Source organism: Streptomyces sp. STAM6 (assembly GCF_054963715.1).
The window spans coordinates 1-11,887 of the sequence record NZ_JBUEFZ010000035.1 but is presented as its reverse complement, the minus strand read 5'-3'; the positions used below and the strand labels follow the sequence as shown (position 1 = coordinate 11,887).

Genomic DNA, 11,887 nt, shown 5'->3' with positions numbered 1-11,887 from the left:
GAGCGACGATGCCCGAGCTCAGGTCCCGCACCGTCACCCACGGCCGCAACATGGCGGGCGCCCGCGCCCTTATGCGCGCCTCCGGTGTACCGGGCGCGGACATCGGGCGGAAGCCGATCATCGCCGTCGCCAACTCCTTCACCGAGTTCGTCCCCGGCCACACCCACCTGGCCCCGGTCGGCCGGATCGTCTCCGAGGCGATCACGGAGGCCGGCGGCATCGCGCGGGAGTTCAACACCATCGCCGTCGACGACGGCATCGCGATGGGCCACGGCGGCATGCTCTACAGCCTGCCCTCCCGCGACCTGATCGCGGACAGCGTGGAGTACATGGTCGAGGCGCACTGCGCCGACGCCCTGATCTGCATCTCCAACTGCGACAAGATCACCCCGGGCATGCTGATGGCCGCCCTGCGCCTCAACATCCCCACGGTCTTCGTCTCCGGCGGCCCGATGGAGGCCGGCAAGGCCACCCTCGTCGACGGCACGGTCCGCACGCTCGACCTGGTCGACGCGATCTCCGACGCCGTCAACGACAAGATCTCGGACGAGGACATCCTCCGCATCGAGGAAAACGCCTGTCCGACCTGCGGCTCCTGTTCCGGCATGTTCACCGCCAACTCGATGAACTGCCTGACCGAGGCCATCGGCCTGTCCCTGCCCGGCAACGGCTCCACCCTGGCCACCCACACCGCCCGCCGCGCCCTGTACGAGAACGCCGCGCGCACCGTCGTGGAGCTGACCGACCGCTACTACGGCCGGGGCGACGAGTCGGTCCTGCCGCGCAACATCGCCACCTTCGCGGCCTTCGAGAACGCCATGGCCCTCGACATCGCCATGGGCGGCTCCACCAACACGATCCTGCACCTGCTGGCCGCCGCCCAGGAGGCGGGCGTCCCGTTCGGCCTGGCGGAGATCGACGCCGTCTCGCGGCGCGTCCCCTGCCTGGCCAAGGTCGCGCCGAACGTCGCCAAGGACCGCACGTACTACATGGAGGACGTGCACCGCGCGGGCGGCATCCCCGCCCTGCTCGGGGAGCTGCACCGCGCGGGTCTCCTCAACGAGGACGTCCACTCCGTCCACAGCCCGACACTCGCCGACTGGCTCAAGACCTGGGACGTGCGCGGCGGCTCCCCGTCCCCCGAGGCCGTCGAGCTGTGGCACGCGGCCCCCGGGTGCAAGCGCTCCGCCGAGGCTTTCTCCCAGTCCGAGCGGTGGGAATCCCTCGACCAGGACGCCGAGGGCGGGTGCATCCGCTCGGCCGAGCACGCCTACTCCAAGGACGGCGGCCTCGCCGTCCTGAAGGGCAACCTCGCCGTGGACGGCTGTGTCGTGAAGACCGCCGGCGTCGACGAGTCGATCTGGACCTTCGAGGGCCCGGCCGTCGTCTGCGAGTCGCAGGACGAGGCCGTCGACAAGATCCTCCGCAAGGAGATCACGCACGGCGACGTCGTCGTCATCCGCTACGAGGGCCCCAAGGGCGGCCCCGGCATGCAGGAGATGCTCTACCCGACGTCCTTCCTGAAGGGCCGGGGCCTGGGCAAGACCTGCGCGCTGATCACCGACGGCCGCTTCTCGGGCGGCACGTCCGGCCTGTCGATCGGCCACGCGTCCCCGGAGGCGGCGAGCGGCGGCACGATCGCGCTGGTCGAGGACGGCGACCGCATCCGTATCGACATCCCGAACCGCTCCATCGAGCTGCTCGTCGACGACGCCACGCTGGCCGCCCGGCGTGAGGCGCTGAACGGCGCCTACGCGCCCAAGGCCCGCGACCGCAAGGTCTCGGCCGCCCTGCGGGCGTACGCGGCGATGGCCACGAGCGCGGACAAGGGCGCGGTCCGGGACGTCACCAAGCTCGGCTGACGCCCCGCTTCCTCCTCCGGAGCCCAGGGCCCGGCGTGGTTCACCACCGCGCCGGGTCCTTCGCGTCCACGGCGAAGACCGACCCGTCCGGCGCGCTCGCCACGACCCGGCCGCCGGCCACGACGGGCGCGGGCAACGAGGCCGCGTAGCCGAGCCTGCCGCCGCGCAGCCGTGGTCCCGTCTGGCCGAGCAGCGCCCCGCGGGCGGTGTCGACGGCCAGCAGCCTGCCGTCCGCGGCCGAGAAGTAGAGCCGGTCGTCCCCGGCCACCACCGGCCGCGACACCCTTCCGGTGGCCGTCTCCAGCCGCCACAGCTCCTTGCCCGCCCGGCCCGCGCCCGTGTCGACCGCCAGCAGCGTCCCGTTGCGCGCCAGCAGGTACGCGACCTCGCCGCGCAGCGCCACCTGCGGCTCCGACAGCGGGAACGGCAGCGGCACCCGGCGGGCCTCGCGTTTGTCCGGGTCGTACCGCACGAGTGCGTCGACCTGTGAGTTGGCGTCGTGAGAGGTCAGCTGCAGCACACCGGAGCCGGTCGCCCCCACCGGGGTCAGATCGCCGTCCAGGCGCCGCTGCCAGGCGATGTCGCCGGTCGCCGGCCGTACCGCGCTGACGAGCGTCGTGCCCGTGCCCGAGCTCTCGAATGCGTACACAAGTCCTGTCGCCACGTTGTACGGGCCGAAGCGCGGAAAGCCGTGCCCGCGCAGGGCGTGCCGCCAGCGCATCTCGCCCGTCGCCCCGTCCACGCCCTTGACCTGGCCCGACTCGGCCGCCAGCAGCACGGTGTCCCCGGCGTGGTGGACGTCGCCCCGGTACGCGGAGACGTCGGCGCTCCACCCGGGCGTGCCGTCGCCGGGCCGGTACGCGCGGACGGTGCCCTGCGTGACCGTGTGCACCAGGCCGCCGGAGGCCACCGGCTCGGAGATCTCACCGGCCTTGCGCGACCACAGCACCCGTCCGTCCGAAGGGTCGACCCGCGCCAGGTCGCCGCCCGGCGACGAGCAGACGAGCGCGCCGCCGTCGTAGGCGCAGAACGGCGCCCCCGTGCCGGCGGAGGTGCCCGGCGAGGTCTGCCACGGAGTGACCGCCACCGCCCCGGCGGCCGTACGGGAGCCGCCGGGAGACTCCGGGCCGTCGCCCGTGCCCCAGGCCGCGATCCCGCCGGCCACACCCAGCGCCAGGACAGCGGCGGCGGTGGCCAGGACCCGGCGCGGCCGGCGTGGCGGGCGGGACGGTCGTCGCGGCTCCCGCTCCGGCCCGGCGTCGTGGTGGTGGCTGTCGGGACGGTCGTCCGGGCTCTCCGGGCGGTGTCCGGGGTGTTCCCTCCGTGGTCCGCCGGATCGCCGCTGGGCCGGTATGAACGCCTCGGCGTCGTACGAGGGCGGGCGCAGCGCGGCCATCACCTCGTCCGGTGTCGGCCGGTCCCCGGGTTCCTTGGCCAGGCACCGGGTGATCAGCGGGAGGAGGTCCTCCGGCACCTCCGACAGGTCCGGCTCGTCGTGCACCACCTGGTACGCCACGATGTACGGGCTGCCGGAGTCGAACGGGCCCCGGCCGGTGGCCGCGTGCACCAGCACCGAGCCCAGCGCGAACACATCGGCGGCCGGGCCGACTTCCCGAGGTCGCTGGAACTGCTCGGGCGCCATGTACGGGGGCGAGCCGATCAGCTTGCCCGTCTCGGTGCGCAGATCGCTGTCCACGGGCCGTGAGATGCCGAAGTCGATGACCTTCGGGCCGGTGTCCGTCAGCAGGACGTTGCCCGGCTTCAGATCGCGGTGCACCACACCCGCGCGGTGGATGTCGCGCAGGGCCTCGGCGAGCCCGGCCGTCAGCCGGCGCAGCTCCGCGGGGGTCATCGGGCCGTTCCGCTTGATCTGCTCGGCGAGGGTGGGACCGGGCACGTACAGGGTGGCCATCCAGGGCCGCCCGGCGTCCGGGTCGGCGTCCACGACCGGTGCCGTGAAGGCGCCGCTCACCCGGCGGGCGGCGGCCACCTCCTGCCGGAAACGCGCCCTGAACTCTGGATCGGCGGCGTACTGTTCGTGCACGACCTTCACCGCGAGGCGCAGGCCGGACGCGGAGGTCGCGAGGTGGACGACGCCCATGCCGCCCGCGCCGAGGCATGCCTCCAGACGGTACCGGCCGGCGTATCCCGGATCTTCCGCTTCCGGGCCGGTGCCCGCCCTCCGCAGCGGCGGCATCGCCCACCCCCGTAGGTCCCGCGTCGTTTTTCGGCCGCGCACGCGACGCACGGAGCCTAGTCGATGGTGCGGCCGTTGACGGTGGGGCTTGCTAGCCTGCGCGCGTCGCACACAGTGAAGCTCAGCGCAACGGGGGAGGGCTCCATGGCCACGGAGGAAATCAGCGAGAGCGCCGGCACGGCGGGCGAGGACACGGCCGCCGCGCGCACGGCGACGCAGGCCGCGGCGGACGTCGTCCGCTACCCGGTCGCACCCGGCTACCGGGTCAACGTCCGCTCGGGTCCCGGCACGCAGTACCGGCTGATCCGCACGCTCGCCTACAACGTCAAGGTTCCGGTCTACTGCCAGAAGCCGGGCGAGCGCATCACCGGCCCGTACGGCACGACGGCCCTCTGGGACAACATCGCCGACGGCGAGTTCGTCTCGGACGCGTACGTGAGGACCGGGAGCGACGGATACGTCGCGCCGCGCTGCTCCTGACGGCGATCCGGCCGCGCCGGGGACAACCGGCCGCGCCGGGGATAATCGGTCCCGTGAGCGACGACCAGACCAGGACCACCGGGACGCCCGCCGGACCGCAGCCCGAAGCCATCCGTTTCTTCGGCACCACATGGGTCGAGCACGACGGGAACTACGGGCTGCGGCGCGCGGGCGTCGCCGTCGGTGCGCTGGCGGCGGCCGTCGCCGGCGCGTTCGTGCTCCGATTCGCCTACCAGGGCCTTCGGATCGCCGCGGTCGGCGGGTTCGTCAACGTCCTCGTCGTGATCATGTTCGCCGTCTGCACGGCCATCGCCTTCCGCAGGACCTGGGACGGCTTCACCCGCCGGCCCGCCGACCCGGCCCACGAGGACGCCCTGCGCGGTCTGAAGGCGATCGGCTTCCTCGGCTCGCTCCTCGCCTACTTCTGCCGCGCGCTGACGGAGGCGCCCGGTGAGAAGCTGCGCCGCGCGGAGTACGAGACGGCCCGCGCCAAGTACGACAAGCGCCGCGCCGCCCGAACGGGCAACCCGGCCGCCCGCGGCGGGAACCCCAAGCGCACGTAGACCGCGGCACCCCGCACCGGCCCGCTCCGTGGCCGGGCCCGACGCGGCTGTCACGTCTCCTCCGCACGACGAGGAACGCAAGCACGCGAGACCGCGCTCCCACCGGCCCGATGACGGCCCTTCGCCCCGTCCGCACACCCGGACCCCGCTCGTCGCCCCGGCGGTCCGAACCCGAGGCGCCCCGACCGACGTCGCCTTCCAGGCCCGCCGTGCCGCTGCCGGCCGCGGCGGAGACAGCTACGGCGGCAGGGCAAGCGGCGCCCTTTGAGCGCCCGTCCGCCCGTGCCCGCCCAACCAGGGCCGCGCCCCTCATCGAGCTGTCCGTCCTTCCGCGACGGCGGCCGACGGCCCGGTCGGCCTCGTCCGCCCGGGTCCGCGGTGCGCTCGCGACCGTGCCCGCCGCTCCGGATCCAGCCGCTCCTCGCCCAGCACGTTGTCGTGGCCTTGGGGACGCCTTTGCACGGCCCGATCCAAGCGACCCTGTTCCGCACCGCTGACTCGCTGCCCGGTCGGCGTGGCCGAACTCCGCCGCTGTTCGCTGTCCGCCGTCCGTCGTGGCCTGAGGTCCCGCCGCAGCCCGCCGTCCAGCGCGGCCGGCGGCCACTCGCTGCCGCGGGCCCCCTGGCCCCGCTCGCCCCGGCACGCGCCGTCCGCCGCGTCCGGACGCTTGGTCCGGACGCTTGACGCGCCGTACCCCCCGGAGGATTATTCATCGCATGATGAATAATCCTCCGGCAGGCGCCGAGGACGTCGCGAACACCGCCATCCACGCCCGCGGACTCACCGTCGTGCGCGGCGAACGCACCGTCCTGCGCGCGCTCGACTTCGCCGTGCCCCGCGGGCAGATCACCGGTCTCCTCGGACCCTCCGGCTGCGGCAAGACCACCCTCATGCGGGCAGTCGTCGGCACCCAGGCCAAGGTCGCCGGTTCCCTCACCGTCCTCGGCCGCCCCGCCGGGGACGCCTCCCTGCGCGCCCGCATCGGCTATGTCACCCAGGCCCCCTCCGTCTACGACGACCTGACCGTCCGCCAGAACCTCGCGTACTTCGCCGCCGTCCTCCGACCGGGCCGCCACCAGCGCGAGGCCCGCGCCGAAACCGTCACGCGCGCCATCGCCGACGTCGACCTCACCTCGCACGCCGACGCCCTCGCCCGCAACCTCTCCGGCGGCCAGCGCAGCCGCGTCTCCCTCGCGGTCGCCCTGCTCGGCGCACCCGAACTGCTCGTCCTCGACGAACCGACCGTCGGCCTCGACCCCGTCCTCCGCCGCGACCTGTGGACCCTCTTCCACCGCATCGCCGCCGACCGGGGCGCCACGATCCTCGTCTCCTCGCACGTCATGGACGAGGCCGAGCGCTGCCACCGGCTGCTGCTCATGCGCGAGGGCGAGATCCTCGCCGACGACACCCCCGAGGCGCTGCGCCGCCGCAACGACACCGCCACCGTCGAGGACGCCTTCCTCCACCTCGTCGACACGGCAGACGCCCTCCAGGAGGCCCGCCGGTGAACGGCTCCCGCACCCTCGCCACCGCAGCCCGCGTCCTGCGCCAGCTGCGCCACGACCCACGCTCGATCGCCCTGATGATCCTCGTGCCGTGCCTGATGCTCCTGCTGCTCCGGTACGTCTTCGACGGCAGCCCCCGGACCTTCGACTCCATCGGCGCCTCGCTGCTCGGCATCTTCCCGCTGATCACGATGTTCCTGGTGACCTCCATCGCGACCCTGCGCGAACGCACCTCCGGCACCCTCGAACGACTCCTCGCCATGCCTCTCGGCAAGGCCGACCTCATCGCCGGCTACGCCCTCGCCTTCGGCCTGCTCGCCGTCGTCCAGTCGGCCCTCGCCACCGGCCTCGCGCTCTGGGTCCTCGGACTGGACGTCATCGGCTCACCCTGGCTGCTGCTCCTGGTCGCCCTGCTCGACGCCCTGCTCGGCACCGCACTCGGCCTGTTCGTCTCGGCCTTCGCCGCCTCCGAATTCCAGGCCGTCCAGTTCATGCCCGCCGTGATCTTCCCCCAGCTGCTGCTGTGCGGCCTGTTCACCCCGCGCGACCAGATGCAGCCCGTCCTCGAAGGCATCTCCAACGCCCTGCCCATGTCGTACGCCGTCGACGGCATGACCGAGGTCCTGCACCACACCGACATGACCGCCGACTTCATCCGCGACGTCCTGGTCGTCGCCGGCTGCGCGGTCTTCGTCCTCGCCCTCGGCGCCGCCACCCTCCGCCGCCGCACCCCCTAGACGCCCCCGAGGAGCCGCCAAATTCGATAGCGCGGCCCAGGACCTGCCCATAGCCTGCGCCCATGATCGATTCCGGGCTCCACGACGCCACCGGCCGCAAGATCACCCTGCGCGAGATCGGCGACGACAACTGGCGCGCCGTCGCCGACGTCGCCCCCCTCGACCACCAGCGCGACCACATCGCCGCCCTCGGCGCCCGCTACCTGCTGCTCTCCCTCCGCGAAGGCGTATGGAACTCCCTCGCCGTCCACGCCGACGACACCGTCGTGGGACACGTCATGTGGGCCCGCGACGACGACGGCTCCCGCTGGATCGGTGGCATGCTCGTCGACGGACCCGAACAGGGCCGGGGCATCGGCCGCGCCACCGTCCGCACCCTCACCCGGTGGCTCGCGGCCGAGGAGCCGGACAGCCCCATCCGTCTCTCCTACCACCCCGACAACATCCCTGCCGGAAAGCTCTACGAGTCCCTGGGCTTCGTCCCCACCCCGCGCACGGAAGGCGACGAGATCGTGGCCGAGCTCCCACCCGCCCGCACACGCGACTGACCGCCGCGCCGCCCGCGTACCGCCCCTCGGACAGTCCACCCCGCCACACCCACCCGGTGCGAGGATGGCGGTACGTAACCCCACGCGGCGAGGTGAACAGCAGCCATGACCCAGACAGTCGCAGTCCTCGGCACCGGCAAGATCGGCGAAGCCCTGCTCAGCGGCATGATCCGCGCCGGCTGGCCGGCCGGCCACCTCCTCGTCACCACCCGCCGCGCCGATCGCGCCGAGGAGCTGCGCGCCCGTTACGGCGTCGAGCCCGTCTCCAACGCCGACGCCGCCAAGCGCGCCGACACCCTCATCCTGGCGGTCAAGCCCCAGGACATGGGCAAGCTCCTCGACGAACTCGGCCCCCACGTCGCCCCCGACCGCCTCGTCGTCAGCGCCGCCGCCGGCATCACCACCGCCTTCATCGAGGAGCGGCTCGCCCCCGACACCCCCGTCATCCGTGTCATGCCCAACACCCCCGTCCTCGTCGACGAAGGCATGTCCGTCATCTCCGCCGGCAGCCATGCCACCAGCGAGCACCTCGCCCACACCGAGGAGATCTTCGGCGGCGTCGGCAAGACCCTGCGCGTGCCCGAGTCCCAGCAGGACGCCGCCACCGCCCTCTCCGGCTCCGGCCCGGCCTACTTCTACTTCCTCGTCGAAGCCATGACCGACGCCGGCATCCTCCTCGGCCTGCCCCGCGCCCAGGCCCACGACCTGATCGTGCAGGCCGCGATCGGCGCCGCCGTCATGCTCCGCGACAGCGGCGAACACCCCGTCAAGCTCCGCGAAGCCGTCACCTCCCCGGCCGGCACCACCATCAGCGCCATCCGGGAGCTGGAGAACCACGGCGTACGGGCCGCCCTGATCGCCGCACTGGAGGCGGCCCGCGACCGCAGCCGCGAGCTCGCCTCCGGCAACGGCTGACCGGCCGAGTCACCCCCGGGCCGCACCCTTCAGCACGCCCTCCGTGGTCACGACCCGGGCGAACCGCCCACCGTGCAGCGACACCGCAGTCGCCCGGGTCAGCTCCTCCGCCGTCAGCGTCCACCCGAACGGCCCGGCCAGGTCGAAGGTGTGCATCGCGTCCAGCGGGAACACCACGTCGTACCCCAGGTTGCCGCCCATCCGCGCGGTCGTCTCGTTGCACATGTTCGTCTGGATCCCCGCGATCACGATCTGCTCCACGCCGGCGCCCCGCAGCCACCGGTCCAGATCCGGCTCGCCGTAGAACGCCGAATTCACCGACTTCGTCACCAGCAGCTCCGGCCCGGGGCCCTTCCCCCGCCGCGCCTCGACGAAGTCCTTGAACGCGTTGCCCACGTACCCCTTCCGCAGCGGCGACCGAGGACTCTCCGTCGAGTCGTGCCGCACGAACACCACCGGCCGCCCCGTCCGCTGCCACAGATCGATCAGCGCGGCGATGTTCTCCTCCGCCGCCGGGTTGTCGCGCCTCCCCCAGAACTCCTCGTCGAACCCCTTCTGCACATCGATGACCACCAGCGCCGCGTTCTCGTTGATCTCCATGCCCACGATCCTGGAGCCCGCGCCCTCCGCACCCCAGAGGCGGAAAAGCCGGTGATCGATGGTTTACTGCCAGCCATGGCAGCCGCCCAGCGCATCGCCCTCCTCGCTTTCCCCGGCATCCGCGCCTTCGACGTCTCCGTCATCAACGAGGTCTGGGGCACCGACCGGCGCCCCCGCGGCGTCCCGCCCTTCGAACTCCGCCGCGCCGCCGCGGACCCGGCCACCCCCGTCACCCTTCGCGGCGGCCTCGGCCTCACCCCCGACCGCCCGCTCGACTGGCTCGACGACCTCACCCCCACCGATCTCGTCGTCGTCCCCGGCATCGAGGACCCCGACGAGGACATCCCCGCACCCGTCCTCGACGCCCTGCGCCGCGCCCACACCACCGGCGTCCCCGTCGCCTCCCTCTGCGCCGGCGCCTTCGTCCTCGCCCGCGCCGGCCTGCTCGACGGACGCCGCGCGGTCACCCACTGGTACCTGGCGCGGACCCTCGCCGACCGCCACCCCGCCGTCACCGTCGAACCCGACGCGCTCTTCGTCGAGGACTCCGGCGTCTGGACCTCCGCCGGCACCGCCGCAGGCATCGACCTCTGCCTCCACCTCGTCCGCATCACCCACGGCGCCGAAGCCGCCGCCACCATCGCCCGCGCGATGGTCACCGCCCCCTTCCGCACGGGCACCCAGGCCCAGTTCATCGAACGCCCCACCCCCCGCGCCGACCGGGACGCGGACGCGCTCGCCGCCGTACGCGACTACGCCCTCGCCCACATCGACGAACCCCACACCGTCGCCACCCTCGCCGCCCGCGCCGGCATGTCCCCCCGCTCCTTCGCCCGCCACTTCCAGGCCACCACCGGCACCACCCCGCTCCACTGGCTCATCACCCAGCGTGTCGCCGCCGCCCAGAAACTCCTCGAACGCACCGACCACCCCCTCCCCGAAGTGGCCCGCCGCGCGGGCTTCGGAAGTGAGGTCACCATGCGGCAGCACTTCGCCACCCATCTCTCCACCAGCCCGCGCGACTACCGGTCCGCCTTCCGTCACCCCGCCGGCAACAGCCCCACCGCCCGATAGGCCCGGTCCACCACCGGCCGCGCGATCTCCCGGGCCCGCTCCGCCCCCGCCCTCAGCACCTTGTCCACGTACCCCGGATCGGCCACGAGCGCCGCATGCCGCTCCCGAAGCGGCCGCAACAGTTCCACCACCGCTTCCGCCGTGTCCTTCTTCAACGCGCCGTACGAGTCGTAGCCGCCCGCCAGCACCTCCGGATCACCACCCGTGGACGCCGCCAGCACATCGAGCAGATTCGCCACGCCGGGCCCGGACTCCCGGTCGTACTCGACCGCAGTCCCGCTGTCCGTCACCGCCCGCATGACCTTCCGCCGCACCACGTCCGGCTCGTCGAGCAGATAGACGATCCCGGCCCCGTTCTCGTGCGACTTCCCCATCTTCGACTTCGGGTCCTGCAGGTCCATGACCCGCGCCGCCACCTTGGGATGCGTCGCCCTGGGCACGGTGAAGGTGTGCCCGTACCGCTGGTTGAACCGCACCGCCAGATCCCGGGTGAGCTCCACATGCTGCGCCTGGTCGTCCCCCACGGGAACCTCGTCCGTCTCGTACGCCAGGATGTCCGCCGCCATCAGCACCGGATACGTCAGCAGTGACACCCGCACGCTCTCCCCGGACGCCCGCGCCCGCAGACTCTTCTCCTTGTACTGGATCATGCGTCGCAGCTCGCCGTCCGTGGCGGTGCACTCCAGCAGATAGGAGAGCCGGACGTGCTCGTCCACATGGCTCTGTACATAGAGGGTGCACAGCTCGGGATCGAGTCCCGCCGCCAGCAGCAGCGTCGCCGCCTGCCGGCTGAGCCGTCGCACCCGCGCGGGGTCGTGCTCGACCGTCAGTGCGTGCAGGTCCACCACGCTGAACAGCGCATCCGCCCGGTGCTGGTCCACCTCGACCCACTGCCGTACGGCCCCGAGGTAGTTGCCCAGCGTCAGATGGCCCGTCGGCTTGACCCCACTGAAGATCCGCGTCATCGCGCTCTCCGCTCCGTCTCCTGGTCGAGGCCGCCGCCACCCGCGGCCGGCCTCCCGGAGGGAGAAACACGAACGGCCGCCGAAGCGGCGGCCGTTGAGCGCATACGTGTCGAGTCGGCCGCCGTCAGGCGGCCCACCACCGAAGGGTGCACGCATGCGATGTCATGCCACCAGGGTAGCGGGACGGGCCGAGGTTGACACGGGTTTGCTCGGTACGTAGTGTTCTCCGAGTTGTCCGACGTGAGCGCCGACTCCGGTCGGTCCCCGGACAGCCATTCCGCAAGAACCACCTCAAGCGAGCGACGCACTGTCGTATCGTTTTCCGTGCGCTTTTGCGAAATGAGGAATCCACGTTCGAGAGGACGCGGCCCGATTGGCTTCGGGCCCCGGGATTCCGCTAAAGTCTCACTCGTCGGAACGGCCGAACAGCCGGGAAGACAC

Annotated in this window: 11 protein-coding genes; 8 read left to right on the top strand and 3 right to left on the bottom strand. The window is 72.7% G+C overall.

Features of this window, described 5'->3' with window-relative positions; all coding sequences use genetic code 11:
- Nucleotides 1–8: 8 nt before the first annotated feature.
- On the top strand, nucleotides 9–1,862 hold the full coding sequence (gene ilvD, locus ACY34K_RS28455; protein WP_462752139.1) for a dihydroxy-acid dehydratase: 1,854 nt from the start codon (nucleotides 9–11) through the stop codon (nucleotides 1,860–1,862).
- A 40-nt stretch (nucleotides 1,863–1,902) separates the two neighbouring features.
- On the opposite strand, the gene ACY34K_RS28450 is transcribed toward ilvD, so the two are convergent.
- A complete protein-coding gene (locus ACY34K_RS28450; RefSeq protein WP_462752137.1) occupies nucleotides 1,903–4,059 on the bottom strand; it encodes a protein kinase domain-containing protein in 2,157 nt (718 codons plus the stop codon).
- A 144-nt stretch (nucleotides 4,060–4,203) separates the two neighbouring features.
- Here ACY34K_RS28450 and ACY34K_RS28445 point away from each other — a divergent pair, with 144 nt between their 5' ends.
- The 6 genes from ACY34K_RS28445 (at nucleotide 4,204) to proC (ending at nucleotide 8,807) form a co-directional block, all read left to right on the top strand.
- Nucleotides 4,204–4,539: an SH3 domain-containing protein gene (locus ACY34K_RS28445; RefSeq protein WP_462752135.1), complete on the top strand. Its 336-nt coding sequence runs from the start codon at nucleotides 4,204–4,206 to the stop codon at nucleotides 4,537–4,539.
- A gap of 53 nt (nucleotides 4,540–4,592) precedes the next feature.
- Complete coding sequence (locus ACY34K_RS28440) at nucleotides 4,593–5,102, top strand: hypothetical protein (RefSeq protein ID WP_462752133.1); 510 nt, start codon at nucleotides 4,593–4,595, stop codon at nucleotides 5,100–5,102.
- A 716-nt stretch (nucleotides 5,103–5,818) separates the two neighbouring features.
- Complete coding sequence (locus ACY34K_RS28435) at nucleotides 5,819–6,610, top strand: ABC transporter ATP-binding protein (protein WP_462752131.1); 792 nt, start codon at nucleotides 5,819–5,821, stop codon at nucleotides 6,608–6,610.
- Entirely contained in the window at nucleotides 6,607–7,344 is a 738-nt protein-coding gene (locus tag ACY34K_RS28430; RefSeq protein ID WP_462752129.1) for an ABC transporter permease, read from the top strand. Before ACY34K_RS28435 ends, ACY34K_RS28430 begins: the two co-directional genes overlap by 4 nt.
- Nucleotides 7,345–7,406: 62 nt before the next feature.
- On the top strand, nucleotides 7,407–7,892 hold the full coding sequence (locus ACY34K_RS28425; RefSeq protein ID WP_462752128.1) for a GNAT family N-acetyltransferase: 486 nt from the start codon (nucleotides 7,407–7,409) through the stop codon (nucleotides 7,890–7,892).
- A 105-nt stretch (nucleotides 7,893–7,997) separates the two neighbouring features.
- The gene (proC, locus tag ACY34K_RS28420; RefSeq protein ID WP_462752126.1) at nucleotides 7,998–8,807 is read left to right on the top strand and encodes a pyrroline-5-carboxylate reductase; all 810 of its coding nucleotides are present in this window, start codon (nucleotides 7,998–8,000) and stop codon (nucleotides 8,805–8,807) included.
- A gap of 9 nt (nucleotides 8,808–8,816) precedes the next feature.
- Here proC and ACY34K_RS28415 read toward each other — a convergent pair whose 3' ends face one another.
- Nucleotides 8,817–9,407, bottom strand: a complete 591-nt coding sequence (locus ACY34K_RS28415) for a cysteine hydrolase family protein (protein WP_462752124.1) — start codon at nucleotides 9,405–9,407, stop codon at nucleotides 8,817–8,819.
- A gap of 75 nt (nucleotides 9,408–9,482) precedes the next feature.
- Here ACY34K_RS28415 and ACY34K_RS28410 point away from each other — a divergent pair, with 75 nt between their 5' ends.
- Complete coding sequence (locus ACY34K_RS28410) at nucleotides 9,483–10,481, top strand: GlxA family transcriptional regulator (protein ID WP_462752122.1); 999 nt, start codon at nucleotides 9,483–9,485, stop codon at nucleotides 10,479–10,481.
- On the opposite strand, the gene trpS is transcribed toward ACY34K_RS28410, so the two are convergent.
- Complete coding sequence (gene trpS, locus ACY34K_RS28405; RefSeq protein ID WP_462752120.1) at nucleotides 10,448–11,446, bottom strand: tryptophan--tRNA ligase; 999 nt, start codon at nucleotides 11,444–11,446, stop codon at nucleotides 10,448–10,450. The genes ACY34K_RS28410 and trpS overlap by 34 nt on opposite strands.
- Nucleotides 11,447–11,887 lie beyond the last annotated feature (441 nt).